This is a genomic window from Saccharopolyspora taberi (assembly GCF_039534165.1).
Classification (GTDB): Bacteria; Actinomycetota; Actinomycetes; order Mycobacteriales; family Pseudonocardiaceae; genus Saccharopolyspora_D; species Saccharopolyspora_D taberi.
Genome location: NZ_BAAAUX010000007.1, coordinates 72,208 through 88,558, shown reverse-complemented (window position 1 = coordinate 88,558; position 16,351 = coordinate 72,208). Strand labels below are relative to the sequence as shown.

Below are 16,351 nucleotides of genomic sequence, written 5' to 3'. Positions count from 1 at the left end.
CGCAGCCGAGGAGTGCGTGAGGTGATCTTGTGGGCCTGACCCCCGCCGACGTTCATAACGTCGCGTTCAGCAAACCTCCGATCGGTAAGCGGGGCTACAACGAGGACGAGGTGGACGCATTCCTCGACCTGGTTGAAGCCGAGCTTGCCCGGCTGGTCGAGGAGAACAACGACCTGCGCAGCCAGGTGGAGCAGCTGGAGTCCCAGCTGCAGACCGCCCAGGTCGACCTGGACGACGCCCGCAGCCAGGCGGCGTCGGCGGCGGTCTCCTCCGCACCGGCCCCCGTGGAGGAACCCCGCCGGCTGGCACCGGTTCCGGCGCCGACCGCCGCTGAGCAGACGTCGCCGGGCGGCGACCACCACGTGCAGGCCGCCAAGGTGCTCGGCCTCGCGCAGGAGATGGCCGATCGGCTGACCGGGGAAGCCAAGGCCGAGGCCGACGGCATGCTGTCGGAGGCGCGGACCAAGTCCGAGCAGCTGCTCTCCGACGCGCGCGCGAAGTCCGACAGCATGGTCAACGAGTCCCGCACCCGTGCGGAGACCATGCTCAACGACGCGCGGACCAGGGCCGAGACCCTGGAGCGGCAGGCCAGGGAGAAGGCCGCCGGGCTGGAGCGCGACGCCCAGCGCAAGCACGCCGAGGTGATGGGCAACATCACGCAGGAGAAGAACGCGCTCGAGAAGAAGATCGACACCCTGCGGACCTTCGAGCGCGAGTACCGGACCCGCCTGCAGACCTACCTGGAGTCGCAGCTGCGCGAGCTCCAGGACCGGGGTTCCGCCGCGCCTGCCGAGAGCGGGAGCCGCGCGTCCGGGCAGCAGAGCTACAGCTTCGGGGCCCGCGCCGCCGAAGCAGGCTGATCTCCGGATCGCTGGGCGGTGAGATCGGTCGGGGAGGGCTCCTCGGGGTGAGGGGCGTTCCCGGGCCAGCCCTCCGGCTTCCGGACTGGGGTTTCGGTCGGGACTGGGGTTTCGGTCAGGGTTGGGGCTCTGCCGGAGGGTGTGAGGTTCTTGCTGGTGATCGTGCTGGTGCTGGTGCTCGCCGCGGGCGGCGTGCTGGTCGGTGCGGTCGCCGTCGACCAGCCCGGATGGGCCTGGTCGTCGGTTCTGCTGTGTGTTCTGGGCGCGGTGCTGCTGGTCGTGGACCGGTTCCGGCGTCGGCGGGGTGCGAGCTCGCTGGCGCAGGAACCGCCCGCGGCCGAGGGTGAGCGGACCGCGCAGGCGGAACCGGTGTCCTTCGACGCGGAGGAGGAGCCCGCGGAGGAGGACACCGACGCGGCGGACTCGCTCGTGGTGTCGGAGCTGGCGGCGGAGGTCGTCGTCGTGGACGAACGGCCCCGCTACCACCTCCGCGCCTGCGCGTGGGTGGGGCAGCGGGAGACGCTGCCGCTGCCCGTGCGCGAGGCGCGCGAGCTGGGCTTCAGCCCGTGCGCGGTGTGCGGACCGGACGCCGCGCTGGTGGCCACCGCCCGCGCCGCGACCCCGGAATAACCGGTGGCGCCCGCGCGCTATCCTGAGCGCAAGTGGCGCTGATCCGGCCATCACCGGGGAGCCTCCGGAAGAACGGGCCCGCGCGGCCTCAGTAGAACCGGACGGGTCCGGCCCGTCACAGCCGGCAATCGAGTGGCCGTCGGCTGTGCCGTGCGGCAAGCGGGGTGGTACCGCGGCATCCGTGTCGTCCCCGGGTGGACCCGACACACCGCGAGGAGCACATCCGCGATGGCCTATCCCAAGGTTCGGTTCGACGGCGCAGGCGAGAGCGGCGTCGAAGCACAGCCGTCGTTCCCCGGCGTCGAGCGCCAGGTGCTGGACTTCTGGGCCGACGACAAGACTTTCCAGGCCAGCGTGCAGGCCCGCGAGGCGGGTGCCAACGGCTCGAACGAGTTCGTCTTCTACGACGGTCCGCCGTTCGCCAACGGCCTGCCGCACTACGGCCACCTGCTGACCGGCTACGTCAAGGACGCCGTGCCGCGCTACCAGACCATGCGCGGCCGTCGCGTCGAGCGCCGGTTCGGCTGGGACTGCCACGGCCTGCCCGCCGAGGTGGAGGCCGAGAAGCAGCTCGGCATCACCTCGAAGGCCGAGATCGACGAGATGGGCGTCGCGGCGTTCAACGAGAAGTGCCGCAGCTCGGTGCTGCGCTACACCGCCGAGTGGGAGGACTACGTCACCCGCCAGGCGCGCTGGGTGGACTTCGACAACGACTACAAGACGCTCGACCTGGACTACATGGAAAGCGTCATGTGGGCGTTCAAGACCCTGTGGGACAAGGGCCTGGTCTACGAGGGCTTCCGGGTGCTCTGGTACTGCTGGCGCTGCGAGACGCCGCTGTCCAACACCGAGACCCGCATGGACGACGTCTACCGGCAGCGGCAGGACCCGGCGGTCACCGTCGGCCTGCGCCTCAACGCGCCGGGCAGGTCCTACGACGGCGCGCTCGCGCTGGTCTGGACGACGACGCCGTGGACGCTGCCGTCCAACCTCGCCGCCGCCGTGCACCCCGAGGTCGACTACGCGCTGGTCGCCCCGGGCGGCAACGGCGCCGAGCGGTACGTGCTGGCCGAGGCGCGGCTGGCCGCGTACGCGCGGGAGCTGGGCGAGGACGTCGCCGAGCACGTCGTCGAGCGGTTCAAGGGCGCCGACCTGCTCGGCACCGCCTACACCCCGCCGTTCGACTTCTTCGCCGGGCGGGACAACGCCCACCAGGTGCTGGCCGCCGACTACGTCACCACCGACGACGGCACCGGGATCGTGCACATCGCACCGGCCTTCGGTGAGGAGGACAAGGTCGTCACCGACGCCGCCGACATCGAGCCGGTGGTGCCGGTCGACGCGCACGGCCGCTTCACCGCCGAGGTGGCGCCCTACCAGGGCCAGCAGGTCTTCGACGCCAACAAGCAGATCATCCGCGACCTCAAGGACGCCGGGCTGCTGCTGCGCCACGAGACCTACGACCACCCGTACCCGCACTGCTGGCGCTGCGACAACGCGCTGATCCAGCGCGCGGTGTCGTCCTGGTTCGTGGCCGTGAGCCAGTTCCGGGACCGCATGGTCGAGCTCAACCAGCGGATCAACTGGGTGCCCGAGCACATCCGGGACGGCCAGTTCGGCAAGTGGCTGGAGAACGCCCGCGACTGGAACATCTCGCGGAACCGGTACTGGGGTTCGCCGATCCCGGTGTGGGTCTCCGACGACCCGGCGTACCCGCGCACCGACGTCTACGGCTCGCTGGACGAGCTGGAGCGCGACTTCGGCGTGCGCCCGACCGACCTGCACCGCCCGCAGATCGACGAGCTGACCAGGCCGAACCCGGACGACCCGACCGGGAGGTCGACCATGCGCCGGGTGCCGGAGGTGCTGGACTGCTGGTTCGAGTCCGGGTCGATGCCCTACGCCCAGGTGCACTACCCGTTCGAGAACGCCGAGTGGTTCGAGCACCACTACCCGGGCGACTTCATCGTCGAGTACAACGGCCAGACCCGCGGCTGGTTCTACACGCTGCACGTGCTGGCCACGGCGCTGTTCGACCGGCCCGCGTTCGCCAACGTCGTCGCGCATGGCATCGTGCTGGGCTCCGACGGCCTGAAGATGTCGAAGTCGAAGAAGAACTACCCGGACGTCAACGAGGTCTTCGACCGCGACGGCTCGGACGCCATGCGCTGGTTCCTGATGTCCAGCCCGATCCTGCGCGGCGGCGACCTGGTGGTCACCGAGCGCGGCATCCGGGACGCGGTGCGCCAGGCCGTGCTGCCGCTGTGGAACTCCTGGTACTTCCTCGCGCTCTACGCCAACGCCGAGGGCGTCGACGGGCGGTCCAGAGTGGACAGCAAGCACGTGCTGGACCGGTACGCGCTGGCCAAGACCCACGAGCTGGTCGGCGACGTACAGGACGCGATGGACGCCTTCGACCTGGCCGGGGCCTGCGCCACCGTCCGGGACTTCCTGGAGGTGCTGACCAACTGGTACGTCCGGCGCTCCAGGGACCGCTTCTGGGCCGGTGACCGGGACGCGATCGACACCCTGCACACCGTGCTGGAGGTGACCTCGCGGGTCGTCGCGCCGCTGCTGCCGCTGACCGCGGAGGCGGTGTGGCGGGGGCTGACCGGTGGCCGCTCGGTGCACCTGGCCGACTGGCCGCTGGTCGACGAGCTGCCCGCGGACGCCGCGCTGGTCTCGGCGATGGACCGGGTCCGCCAGGTCTGCTCGTCGGCGCTCGCGCTGCGCAAGGCCAACAAGTGCCGGGTGCGGCTGCCGCTGGCGAAGCTGGTCGTGGCGACGCCGGAGGCGGAGTCGCTGCGGCCGTTCGCGGACCTGATCCGCGACGAGGTCAACGTCAAGGAGGTCGAGCTGACCACCGACGTCGCCGCGCACGGCCGGTTCGAGGTCGCGGTCAACGCCCGCGAGGCCGGTCCGCGGCTGGGCAAGGACGTCCAGCACGTGATCAAGGCGGTCAAGTCCGGCGACTGGAGCCGCACGCCCGCGGGCGGTGTGGTCGCGGCCGGGATCGAGTTGCAGGACAACGAGTTCACCGAGCGGCTGGTGTCGACCGACACCGGCGCGGCGGCGGCGCTGCCCGGCGGTAGCGGGCTGGTCGTGCTCGACACCGAGGTGACCGCCGAGCTGGCCGCGGAGGGCGTGGCCCGCGACGTGGTCCGGGTCGTGCAGCAGGCGCGGCGCGAAGCCGGGCTGGAGGTCTCCGACCGGGTGCGGGTGACCGTGTCGGCGCCGTCCGAGGTGCGGTCGGCGGTCGAGGCGCACCGCGAGTTCATCGCGGGGGAGACCCTGGCCGACGACGTCGCCGCGGGCGAGGCCGCGGGCGGTTTCACCGGAACCGTCGGCGAGGGCACCGAGATCTCGGTGGCCGTGGCGAAGGTCTGAGCTGCTGATCGCGGGTGGGCTCCGGGGTTTCCCGGGGCCCACCTCCGCTTCCCTGTGACGAAGGCCGCTTTCCGCGTCGTGGGAAGCGGGTTGTGGTCGGTGCGGGAACCTGCCTAGGGTTCCCGGTCGAAGGTCATGAGTGCCAGCGTCAAGCCCCGGCTTGCTGGCCGGCAACCCTCCAACCGCGGTGGGGTGCCCCGGGTGAGGACCTGGCCGGTCGTGAAGGGCGACCCGGCAAGCGCGGGCCCGCGGGGCCCATGAGGCCCGAGGAGGGCATCGTGTCCGTCAGCACCCCGATCCAGGTTCCCGAGCAGTCCGGTGTGGACTTCCCCGCGCGGATTCCCGCCGTGGTGGGCCGGGAACTGCGCGTTCCGCTGGTCACCGGCGGCCGGGTCGGCTACGCCAACCTCGACCACGCCGCCAGCGCGCCGTGCCTGGACGCCGTGCAGGACGCCGTGAACGAGCTGCTGCCCTGGTACGCCAGCGTGCACCGCGGCGCCGGCTTCGCCTCGCAGGTCTGCACCCGGGTCTACGAGGGCGCGCGGGCGAGGCTGCGCGCGTTCGTCGGTGCCCGCGAGACCGACTCGGTGATCTTCACCCGGAACACCACCGACTCGCTGAACCTGCTGGCCAGGGCATTGCTGCGGAAGACGTCGGTGGTGGTCTTCGACACCGAGCACCACGCCGCGCTGCTGCCGTGGGGCGGGCCGCGGGTGCGCCGGATCGAGGCGCCGGAGAGCCCGGCCGCGGCGGTCCGCGCGCTCGACGCCGCGCTGGCCGAGTGCCCGGAGGGCCCGCGGCTGGCGGTGATCACCGGCGCCTCGAACGTGACCGGCGAGCTGTGGCCGGTCGCCGAGCTCGCCCGCGTCGCCCGCTCGCGCGGAGCGCGGACCGTGCTCGACGCCGCCCAGCTCGCTCCGCACCGCCCGGTGCGGATCGCCGACCTCGGCGTCGACTACGTCGCCGTCTCCGGCCACAAGCTCTACGCCCCGTTCGGCGCGGGCGCGCTCGTCGGCCGCGCCGACTGGCTCAACGCGGCCGACCCGTACCTGGCGGGCGGTGGCGCGACCCGCGCCGTGCAGGAGTCCTCGGTGGGCTGGAACCTCGGGCCGGAGCGGCACGAGGCCGGATCGCCCAACACCGTCGGCGTGCACGCGCTGGCCACCGCCTGCGCGGAGCTGGCCGCGAACTGGAAGGCCGTCGGCGACCACGAGGAGGTGCTGCTGCGGCGGCTGCGGGCCGGGCTGAGCCGGATCCCCGGCCTGCGCGAGCTGAGCCTGTTCGGCGCCGAGCACGACCGGGTCGGGGTGGTCAGCTTCACCGTCGACGGGCAGGACCCCGGGCTGCTGGCCGCCGCGCTGGCCGCCGAGCACGGGATCGGCGTGCGGGACGGGCTGTTCTGCGCGCACCTCGCGGTGCGGCGGCTGCTGCACGAGGCGGGCTCGGACTCCGGTCGCGCGGTGCGGGTCAGCGTCGGCCTCGGCAGCACCGTCGAGCACGTCGACCGGTTCGTCAGCGCGCTGCACGCCCTGGTCACCGAGGGGCCGCGGTGGCGCTACGAGCAGACCGACGGCCGCTGGCTGCCGGTCGACGATCCGCGCGAGGTGCCCTCGTTCCTCGGCCGGTGACCGGCCCGCCCGGGCGTTCGGGGACAATGGCGGCTGTGAGCAGCGAGCAGTCCGACTCCGAGAAGGCGGCCGTGGCGGACAACGCCGACGACGCGGACACCCCGAACGAACCGGTCGGTGACCCCGGCAGGCCCCGGCGGCTGCTGGCGCTGGTGTTCGGGATCGCGGCCGTGGCGCTCGGGCTGGACGTGGTCAGCAAGATCGCGGTGGTGGCGAACCTGGAGGGCGAGCCCCCGGTCGAACTGCTCGGCGGCCTGGTCTACCTCGACGTCCTGCGCAACCCGGGGGCGGCGTTCTCGCTGGCCACCGGCATGACCTGGCTGCTGGCGGTGCTGGCGATCGTGGTCGTGGGCGTGATCGTCTGGCTGTCCCGCAAGCTGCGCTCGACCGGCTGGGCGATCGGCCTGGGCCTGGTCCTCGGCGGCGCGTGCGGCAACCTGGTGGACCGGATCTTCCGCGCGCCGGGGCCGTTGCAGGGGCACGTGGTCGACTTCATCTCGGTGCTCGCGCCCGGCGGTCGCTTCTACCCGGTGTTCAACCTCGCCGACTCGGCGATCGTCTGCGGCGGCGCGCTGGTGGTCCTGCTGTCGCTGCTGGGCCGCGACTACGACGGCACCGTGCACAAGCGGAAGCGGGCGAAGTCGTGAGCGACCTGCGGACGCTGCCGGTCCCGGACGGGCTGGACGGCATGCGCGTCGACGCCGGGCTGTCGAAGCTGCTCGGGCTGTCCCGCAACGCGGTCGCGACGCTGGCCGAGTCCGGTGACGTGCTGCTCGACGGCAGTCCCGCGGGCAAGTCGGACCGGCTGGTCGCGGGTGCGTGGCTGGAGGTCACGCTGCCGCCCGCGCAGCAGCCGCCGGAGATCGTCGCGGTCCCGGTGGAGGGGCTGAAGATCCTGCACGAGGACGACGACATCGTCGTGGTGGACAAGCCGATCGGCGTGGCCGTGCACCCCAGCCCGGGCTGGGAGGGGCCGACCGTCGTCGGCGGTCTGGCCGCCGCGGGCGTCCGCATCGCCACCTCCGGCGCGTCCGAGCGCCAGGGCGTGGTGCACCGGCTCGACGCGGGCACGACCGGCGTCATGGTGGTCGCCAAGAGCGAGCACGCGTACTCGGTGCTCAAGCGCGCCTTCAAGGAGCGCACGGTCGACAAGCGCTACCACGCGCTGGTGCAGGGCCACCCGGACCCGAGCCGCGGCACGATCGACGCGCCGATCGACCGCCATCCGCGCCACGACTACAAGTTCGCGGTGGTCAGCGGCGGCAAGCCGAGCATCACCCACTACGAGACCGCGGAGGCGTTCCGCGCGGCCTCGCTGGTCGACGTCAAGCTGGAGACCGGCCGCACCCACCAGATCCGGGTGCACTTCGCCGCGGTCCGCCACCCCTGCGTCGGCGACCTGACCTACGGCGCCGATCCGGTGCTGGCCCGCAGGGTCGGCCTGACCAGGCAGTGGCTGCACGCCCGCACCCTCGGGTTCGAGCACCCCTCCGACGGCCGCTGGGTCAGCTTCGACAGCGAGTACCCGGCGGATCTCCAGCACGCGCTCGACGTCCTGCGCGACGCCGACGGCTGACCCGCCCGCCACCATGCCGTAACTTTGAGGACATGCCCGGAACTTTTGGGGAAACGCCCCGGTTTCGGGCAATGGCGGCGACGGCGACGGGAGATTCGGGTGTCCAGGTCTGGTGATGGCAGGTTCGATCCGGAGTCGGACGCGCCGACCCCGCCGGTGGGACTGCCGCTGGGCGAGATCGACGCCTCCACCCCGCCATCGGGGTTGGACTCCGGGCTCATCTCCGCCGAGGACTTCGGCAAGGCGGGACCGGCGGTGCTGGGCGCCCCGGACGACATCGAGCGCCACGACGACGCCGGGGACTGGCCCACGCTGGAGTACCGCAGCCGCGACCGGCCGGAGCGCGGCCGGGGCGGTGCGATGAACTGGCTGCGCCGACGACGGGGCGAGTAGGTCAGCCGGGGCGCCCGGTCACAGGGCCTTCAGCTCCTCGATGATCTCGCCGACCGACGACTTCGCGTCGCCGAACAGCATCGCGGTCCGCGGGTCGAAGTACAGCCGGTTGTCGATCCCCGCGAAGCCCGCGCGCATCGAGCGCTTGAGCACGATCACGGTCCTGGCCTGGTCGACGTTGAGGATCGGCATCCCGAAGATCGGCGAGCCGGGGTCGTCGCGGGCGGCCGGGTTGGTGACGTCGTTCGCGCCGATCACCAGGGCCACGTCGGTGCGGGCGAACTCCTCGTTGATCTCGTCCATCTCCTTGAGCCGCTCGTAGGGCACGTCGGCCTCGGCGAGCAGGACGTTCATGTGCCCCGGCATCCGGCCCGCCACCGGGTGGATCGCGTAGTTGACCTCGACGCCCCGGTCGCCGAGCAGCTTGGCCATGTCCTGCACCGCGTGCTGGGCCTGCGCCACCGCCATGCCGTAGCCGGGGACCACGATGACCTGGTCGGCGTAGGCGAGCTGGATGGCGACGTCGGCGGCGCTGGTGGACCGGACCGTGCCGCCCGCCGGGACCTCCTCGGTCAGCGCGCCGCCGCCGAAGCCGCCCGCCACGATCGACAGGATGGACCGGTTCATCGCCTTGGCCATCTGGTCGGTCAGGATCGAACCGGACGCGCCGACGATCATGCCCGCGACGATCATCGCGGTGTTGTCCAGCGCGAGCCCGGTCGCGGCGGCCGACAGCCCGGTGAAGGCGTTGAGCAGCGACACCACGACCGGCATGTCCGCGCCGCCGATCGGCAGCACCACCGCGATCCCGGTCAGCGTCGCGAAGACCAGCAGGCCGACCAGCAGCACCTCGTAGCGCGCGCCGAGCCCGACCGCCACCGCGCAGCCGACCGCGGCCAGCACCAGCACGACGTTGACCGGGACCTGCGCGGCGCCCAGGGTCACCGGCCTGCCGGGCAGGATCTCCTGGAGCTTGCCGAAGGCGACCAGCGAGCCCCAGAACGACACCGACCCGATGATCGCGGCGAACAGCGACGAGACGACGACGTAGGCGGGCTCGTCGAGGAAACCGGCCGACTCGCGGAACTCGACCCACGCGGTCAGCGCCACCGCGCCACCGCCGACGCCGTTGAACAGCGCGACCATCTGCGGCATCGCGGTCATCTTGACCCGCCGCGCCGCCGGCACGCCGAGCACGGTGCCGACCGCCAGGCCCAGCGCGATCAGCCAGCCGTCCTGGAGGTCCGGGGTGAGCAGGGTCGCCACGATGGCCAGCACCATCCCGGCCGCGGCCGTCCAGTTGCCGCGCACCGCGGTCCGCGGGCCGGTCAGGCCCATCAGGCCGTAGATGAACATGCCGAAGGCGACGATGTAGAGCACCGGCTGCAGGGTCACTTCTCCGCCCCCTTCCGGCTTTCGGGCCTGTGCTTGAACATGCCGAGCATCCGGTCGGTGACCAGGAAACCGCCGACCACGTTGAGGGTGCCGAAGATGATCGCGATCAGCGCCAGCGCCCTGGACAGCGGATCGTCCACACCGGACCCGAGCACGATCACGCCGCCGAGCAGCACGATCCCGTGGATCGCGTTGGTGCCCGACATCAGCGGGGTGTGCAGGGTGTTGGGCACCTTGGAGATCACCGCGAACCCCACGAAGCCGGCCAGCACCAGGATCGCCAGATTGGCCAGGAACATCTACGACTCCTCCCGACGGGTGACGCACGACGCGGCCAGCACCTCGTCGGAGAAGTCCGGCGCGAGGCGGCCCTCGACGACCAGCAGCTCCAGCAGCGCGTGCACGTTGCGGGCGTAGAGCTCGCTGGCGTGCTCGGGCATCGAGGCGGGCAGGTTCAGCGGCGCGGCGATCGTGACGTCGTGGACGACGACCGTGCGCCCGGGCTCGGAAAGCTCGCAGTTCCCGCCGGTCGCCCCGGCCAGGTCGACCACCACGCTGCCCGGCCGCATCCGCTCGACCGCCTCGGCCGACACCAGCCGCGGGGCGGGCCTGCCCGGCACCAGCGCGGTGGTGATGACCAGGTCGAACTCGCTGATCGCGGCGGTGAGCCTGCGGGACTGCTCGGCGGACTCGTCGGCGCCCAGCTCGCGGGCGTAGCCGCCCTCGCCGGTGGCCTCGATGCCCAGGTCCAGCCACTTCGCGCCGACCGAGCGGACCTGGTCGGCGACCTCGGGCCGCACGTCGTAGCCGGTGGCCCGGGCGCCGAGGCGCTTGGCGGTGGCCAGCGCCTGCAACCCCGCCACGCCCGCGCCCAGCACCAGGGCGGCGGCGGGTTTCACCGTGCCCGCGGCGGTGGTCAGCATCGGCAGGAACCGGGTGGACTCGCTGGCGCCGAGCAGCACCGCGCGGTACCCGGCCACGTTGGCCTGCGACGACAGCGCGTCCATCGACTGCGCGCGGGAGATCCGCGGGATCGACTCCATGGCGAAGCCGGTCACCCCGGCCGAGCGCAGGCGCTCGACGTTGTCCGGTTCGGTCAGCGGAGCCAGGAACCCGATCAGCACGGACCCGGACGCGAGCTTGCCGATCTCGGCCTCGGTCGGCGGGTTCACCTTCACCACCACGTCCGCCGACCACGGGTCGCCGATGCTCGCGCCCGCGGCGACGAACGCGCTGTCCGGGATCAGCGCGGGCCTGCCCGCGCCCGCCTCGACGACGACGTCCAGCCCCATCGCGGGCAGGCGCTCGACGACGCGGGGCACCAGGGCCACCCTGCGCTCACCGGTCAACGACTCGGCCGGAACCCCGATCACGGGGCGGCCGTCCTGCTGTGCCGTCATCGCACCACTCTCCGAGGTGGTAGCCGACAGTGACGATCGTGTTACCCCCAGATGCACACAGAGGCGGTCGCCGCGCAAGGGGCCACGCCCTGATCGACGTGTTTTCGACGCAAGGGGACTTTTTCTCTGGGCTGCGCCTTGCGTGGCGGTGTGGGTGGCGGAACCTCAGGCGCCCGCTGGCTGCGGGATCTTTTTCCGACGTATGTCCAATACGACGGAAAAAGCTGTCCTCGCCAGCGAACGCCTGAGAACCCGCGGCGGTGCCGGTTGCGTGCTTGGGCTAAGCGGCTGGGCCGCTTGAGGACGATGGCCAGGTTGGTCCCGGGCGGCTCAAAGGTCGGTGATGTCCCAGGTGAGCGTGCGCTGCTCGTCGCCGGGGCGCGGTGTCCAGCGCACGGCGGTCAGCTCGGTCGCCTCCGGCAGCACGTAGACGGTGTGCCCGCCCGCGGTTTCGCCCGGCGGAACGCCGATCCGGTGCGGCGGCCGGGAGGACAGCGACACCGGCGCCTTCGACACCGTCGAGCCGTCGTCGGCGACGAGCACCAGGTACAGGTCGGGCAGCGACGAGAACGGCATCGCGCCGCGGTTGGTCAGCTCGGTGTGCACGACGACCGCCCGCTCGCCGTCCTGCAGCTGGTACCCGGCGGCGGTGAACAGGAAATCCGCCGGGTCCACGACCTCGACGAGCTGGATGGTGATCCGCTCGCCCTCCAGCCCCTCCACGTCGAGCTTGCTGCCGATCTTGCCGGTGCGGCCGGCGGGCGCCTTCTGGATCTGCTGCTGCGGTCGCTGCTGGTCGCCGCGCGCCCACGACGCCGATCCGGGCGGGCCCCAGGTGTTCATCGGGTCCTGCGGCGCCTGCTGCTGCGGCACCGGGGCGCTGGGCGGGCCGAACGACGGCGGCTGCGCCGGTGGCACGAACTGCTGCGGTCCGCTGCCGCCGGGCGTCTGGTACGGACCGCTCGGGCCGCCGTAGTTGTGGTACGGGCCGCTGGGGTGGTTGTGCACCTGGTGCGCGCCGCTGTGCGGGTAGCCCGGGTTCGGCTGCTGCACCTGGTAGGGCCCGCTGGCCTGGGCCTGCTGCGTCCACGCCTGCGCGGCGGCCACCGCGTTGCGGATGGCCTGCGGGTCGCACTCGACGCCCACGACCAGCGGCAGGCCGGTGGTCGACAGCGAGGCGAGCCGGGCGGCGACGTCGCGGATGTCCATCCCCAGGCGACCGGCGATCTCCTGCACCGACGCGCGGCCCGCCTCGGCGACGACGGACAGCAGACGCACGTCCACGGGATCAGGGGCAGCCACGTCGTGCCACGCTACCCGCTCCGGGCGATCACCGTGCGGAGGGCACGGACTTTGCGATCCGCGCAACGCCCGGGGATGTCGCCGAGTCGATCCGCGGCTGGCGTTAGGCTGGCAGCCCGCCGGGTTTCTCCGCAGCCAAGCCATTCGTAGGGGAGGACTTTCCGTGCCTGTCGACTCCTTCGTCCACCTCCACGTGCACACCGAGTACTCGATGCTCGACGGTGCGGCGAAGGTCGGGGCGCTGTTCGCCGAAGCGCAGCGGCTCGGCATGCCCGCGGTCGGCATGACCGACCACGGCAACATGTTCGGCGCGGACGAGTTCTACCAGCAGGCCAGGAAGACCGGGATCAAGCCGATCATCGGCATCGAGGCGTACCTGGCGCCCGGGACCACCAGCCGCTTCCACAAGAAGCCGGTGTTCTGGGGCGAGGCCAAGCAGCGCGGCACCGACGAGTACGGCGAGGGCGGTGACGTCTCCGGTGCGGGTGCCTACACGCACATGACGATGCTCGCCCGCAACGGCACCGGTCTGCGCAACCTGTTCACGCTGTCCAGCAAGGCCAGCTTCGAGGGCCAGTACCGCAAGCCGCGGATGGACCGGGAGCTGATCGCCGAGTACTCCGAGGGCATCATCGCCACCACCGGCTGCCCGTCCGGCGAGGTGCAGACCCGGCTGCGGCTGCGCCAGTACGACGAGGCGTTGCAGGCCGCCGCCGACTACCGGGACATTTTCGGCAAAGAGAACTTCTTTCTGGAGTTGATGGACCACGGGCTGCCGATCGAGCGCTCGGTCCGGGAGAACCTGCTCAAGATCGGCAAGCAGCTCGGCATCCGCCCGCTGGCCACCAACGACAGCCACTACGTCACCGTCGACCAGGCCGAGTCGCACGGCGCGCTGCTGTGCGTGCAGTCGGGCAAGACGCTCAACGACGAGAGCCGGTTCAAGTTCGACGGCGACGGCTACTACCTCAAGTCCGCCGAGGAAATGCGGGAGTACTGGGACAAGGAGGTCCCGGACGCGGCCGACAACACGCTGCTCGTGGCGCAGATGGTCGAGTCCTACGAGGACGTCTGGTCGTTCCAGGACCGGATGCCGCGAGTCACCGACGGCAGCGGCAAGACCGAGCGCGAGCTGCTGGAGGCCGAGGTCGAGCAGTTCCTGCCGAGCCGGTACCCGAACGGCGCCTCCGAGGAGTGCCTGGAGCGGATCAAGATCGAGCTCGACGTGCTCGACACCAAGGGCTACTGCGCGTACTTCCTGGTCGTCGGCGACCTGACCCGGTGGGCCAAGTCGCAGGGCATCCACGTCGGTCCGGGCCGTGGTTCGGCCGCGGGTTCGCTGCTCGCCTACATCCTGCACATCACGAACCTGGACCCGCTGGAGCACGGCCTGATCTTCGAGCGGTTCCTGAACCCGGAGCGGGACTCCCCGCCCGACATCGACCTCGACTTCGACGACCGCCGCCGGGACGAGGTGCTGCAGTACGCCATCGACAAGTACGGCCGGGACAAGGTCGCCCAGGTCATCACCTTCGGCAAGATCAAGACGAAGGCGGCGATCAAGGACTCGGCGCGGGTGCACCACGGCCAGCCCGGGTTCGCCATCGCCGACAAGATCTCCAAGGCGCTGCCGCCGCCGATCGCGGCCAAGGACATCCCGCTGTCGGGCATCGTCGACCCGCAGCACGAGCGCTACGCCGAGGCCGCCGAGGTCCGCAACCTCATCGAGACCGACCCGTCGGTGTCGCAGATCTTCGACACCGCCCGCGGTCTGGAGGGGCTGATCCGCAACGCCGGCGTGCACGCCTGCGCGGTGATCCTCTCGTCGCAGCCGCTGATGGGCACCGTGCCGCTGTGGGCGCGCGACGACGGCTCGATCATCACCGGCTGGGACTACCCGTCCTGCGAGGCCATCGGCCTGCTGAAGATGGACTTCCTGGGCCTTTCGAACCTCACGATCCTCGGCGACGCGCTGAAGATGGTGAAGGCCAACCACGGCCGCGAGATCGACCTGTCGAACCTGGCGCTGGACGACAGGTTGACCTACGAGCTGCTGGCGCGGGGCGAGAGCCTGGGAGTGTTCCAGCTCGAAGGTGGTGGCATGCGGGAACTGCTCAAGCGCATGCAGCCCACCGAGTTCGCCGACATCGTGGCCTGCAACGCGCTGTACCGGCCGGGCCCGATGGAGGTCAACGCGCACAACGACTACGCCGACCGCAAGAACGGCAAGAAGCCGGTCGAGCCGATCCACCCCGAGCTCGACGAGCCGCTCAGGGAGATCCTGGCCGAGACCTACGGCCTGATCGTCTACCAGGAGCAGATCATGGCGATCGCGCAGAAGGTCGCCGGTTACAGCCTCGGCCGAGCCGACATCCTGCGCCGCGCCATGGGCAAGAAGAAGAAGGAGGTCCTGGACCAGGAGTTCGAGGGCTTCGAGGCGGGCATGATCGAGCAGGGCTTCTCCAAGGAGTCCATCGACAAGCTGTGGGCGACGGTCCTGCCGTTCGCCGGGTACGCGTTCAACAAGTCCCACGCGGCCGGTTACGCCCTCGTGGCGTACTGGACGGCCTACCTCAAGGCCAACTACCCGGCCGAGTACATGGCCGCGCTGCTGACCTCCAACGGCGACAACAAGGACAAGATGGCCGTCTACCTGGCCGAGTGCAGGCGGATGGGCGTGAAGGTGCTGTCGCCGGACGTCAACGACTCGCTCAACGACTTCACCGCCGTCGGCTCCGACATCCGCTTCGGCCTGGGTGCGATCCGCAACGTGGGCGCCAACGTGGTCGCCTCGGTGGCCAAGGTCCGCGAGGAGAAGGGCCGCTACAGCTCGTTCACCGACTTCCTGGACAAGTCCGAGACGGTGGCCTGCAACAAGCGGGTCATCGAGTCGCTGATCAAGGCGGGCGCGTTCGACTCGCTCGGGCACACCCGGATGTCGCTCGCGCAGCACCACGAGGCCGCGGTGGACGCGGTCATCGGCCTCAAGCGCCAGGAGGCGCTGGGCCAGTTCGACCTGTTCGGCGGCGGGGACGACACCGGCGGCGGCGAGTCCGCGTCGCCGCTGGCGCACCTGCAGTTCACGCCGGACGAGTGGCCGCGCAAGCAGATGCTGTCCTACGAGCGGGAGATGCTGGGCCTCTACGTCTCGGCGCACCCGCTGGACGGGGCCGAGCGGCTGCTCGCGCCGTACCAGGACAGCGGCATCGCCGACCTGGTCGGCGGCGAGCGCGAGGCGGGCAAGGACCAGGTCAAGATCGCCGGGATGATCTCGGGGATCCAGCGGCGGATCAACAAGAACGGCCACCCGTGGGCGATCGTGACCGTCGAGGACCTCGACGCCAGCGTGGAGGTGCTGTTCTTCCCGAAGTCCTACGAGATGTTCGCCGACTGCCTGGTGGAGGACACCGCGATCGCGGTCAAGGGCCGGATCAACGAGCGCGAGGGCACCATCAGCATCTTCGCCTCCGACGCGGTCCCGGTGGACATCTCGGCGGCCGAGACCGACCCCGGCACCAGCCCGGCCTTCGTGATCAAGGTCCCGGCCAGCCGGGTGGACCGCTCGCTGGTGGCCGAGCTCAAGCGCACGCTGCAGGCGCATTCCGGCACCGTGCCGGTGCACGTGAAGCTGCAGGGCCCGCGCGGGGTGACCCGGCTGGCGCTGTCCAGCGACTACTTCGTGTCCACCGACAACGGGCTGCAGGGCGAGCTGAAGGGGCTGCTCGGAGCGGGTTGCTTCGAAGCCGTGGTCTGATCGCCGCGTCGGTGCTGAGGGTGCTC

General features: G+C 71.4%; 12 protein-coding genes and 1 riboswitch. Of the genes, 8 read left to right on the top strand and 4 right to left on the bottom strand.

All coding sequences use genetic code 11. The features are described from left to right. Nucleotides 1-29: 29 nt before the first annotated feature. The 7 genes from wag31 (at nucleotide 30) to ABD691_RS07470 (ending at nucleotide 8,474) form a co-directional block, all read left to right on the top strand. The gene (gene wag31, locus ABD691_RS07500) at nucleotides 30-860 is read left to right on the top strand and encodes a DivIVA-like cell division protein Wag31 (protein ID WP_344678724.1); all 831 of its coding nucleotides are present in this window, start codon (nucleotides 30-32) and stop codon (nucleotides 858-860) included. A gap of 141 nt (nucleotides 861-1,001) precedes the next feature. Then, a complete protein-coding gene (locus tag ABD691_RS07495) occupies nucleotides 1,002-1,490 on the top strand; it encodes a hypothetical protein (RefSeq protein WP_344678723.1) in 489 nt (162 codons plus the stop codon). 228 nt (nucleotides 1,491-1,718) lie between these two features. After that, nucleotides 1,719-4,877 carry an isoleucine--tRNA ligase gene (gene ileS, locus ABD691_RS07490; protein WP_344678722.1) on the top strand — a complete coding sequence of 1,053 codons (3,159 nt, stop codon included), beginning with the start codon at nucleotides 1,719-1,721 and terminating at the stop codon, nucleotides 4,875-4,877. Between the two features lie 131 nt (nucleotides 4,878-5,008). Beyond that, nucleotides 5,009-5,124: riboswitch (SAM riboswitch) on the top strand. 31 nt (nucleotides 5,125-5,155) lie between these two features. Continuing rightward, entirely contained in the window at nucleotides 5,156-6,505 is a 1,350-nt protein-coding gene (locus tag ABD691_RS07485) for an aminotransferase class V-fold PLP-dependent enzyme (RefSeq protein ID WP_344678721.1), read from the top strand. Nucleotides 6,506-6,531: 26 nt separating this feature from the next. After that, nucleotides 6,532-7,152: a signal peptidase II gene (lspA, locus tag ABD691_RS07480; protein WP_344678720.1), complete on the top strand. Its 621-nt coding sequence runs from the start codon at nucleotides 6,532-6,534 to the stop codon at nucleotides 7,150-7,152. A 41-nt stretch (nucleotides 7,153-7,193) separates the two neighbouring features. Beyond that, nucleotides 7,194-8,081, top strand: coding sequence for an RluA family pseudouridine synthase (locus ABD691_RS07475; RefSeq protein ID WP_344678817.1), 888 nt, complete (start codon nucleotides 7,194-7,196; stop codon nucleotides 8,079-8,081). A gap of 99 nt (nucleotides 8,082-8,180) precedes the next feature. After that, entirely contained in the window at nucleotides 8,181-8,474 is a 294-nt protein-coding gene (locus tag ABD691_RS07470) for a hypothetical protein (RefSeq protein ID WP_344678719.1), read from the top strand. 18 nt (nucleotides 8,475-8,492) lie between these two features. Here the strand turns inward: ABD691_RS07470 and ABD691_RS07465 are convergent, their stop codons facing one another. The 4 genes from ABD691_RS07465 to ABD691_RS07450 all read right to left on the bottom strand — a co-directional run bounded on the left by ABD691_RS07465 (nucleotide 8,493) and on the right by ABD691_RS07450 (nucleotide 12,571). Next, nucleotides 8,493-9,869 (bottom strand): NAD(P)(+) transhydrogenase (Re/Si-specific) subunit beta, encoded by a 1,377-nt coding sequence (locus ABD691_RS07465; protein WP_344678718.1) that lies wholly within the window; start codon nucleotides 9,867-9,869, stop codon nucleotides 8,493-8,495. Next, nucleotides 9,866-10,168 carry an NAD(P) transhydrogenase subunit alpha part 2 gene (locus tag ABD691_RS07460; RefSeq protein WP_344678717.1) on the bottom strand — a complete coding sequence of 101 codons (303 nt, stop codon included), beginning with the start codon at nucleotides 10,166-10,168 and terminating at the stop codon, nucleotides 9,866-9,868. Before ABD691_RS07460 ends, ABD691_RS07465 begins: the two co-directional genes overlap by 4 nt. Continuing rightward, nucleotides 10,169-11,269 carry a Re/Si-specific NAD(P)(+) transhydrogenase subunit alpha gene (locus tag ABD691_RS07455; RefSeq protein WP_344678716.1) on the bottom strand — a complete coding sequence of 367 codons (1,101 nt, stop codon included), beginning with the start codon at nucleotides 11,267-11,269 and terminating at the stop codon, nucleotides 10,169-10,171. Between the two features lie 330 nt (nucleotides 11,270-11,599). Further along, entirely contained in the window at nucleotides 11,600-12,571 is a 972-nt protein-coding gene (locus ABD691_RS07450) for an AsnC family protein (RefSeq protein WP_344678714.1), read from the bottom strand. Nucleotides 12,572-12,734: 163 nt separating this feature from the next. On the opposite strand from ABD691_RS07450, the gene dnaE reads away from it, so the two are divergent. Beyond that, the gene (gene dnaE / locus ABD691_RS07445; protein ID WP_344678713.1) at nucleotides 12,735-16,325 is read left to right on the top strand and encodes a DNA polymerase III subunit alpha; all 3,591 of its coding nucleotides are present in this window, start codon (nucleotides 12,735-12,737) and stop codon (nucleotides 16,323-16,325) included. Nucleotides 16,326-16,351: the final 26 nt, after the last annotated feature.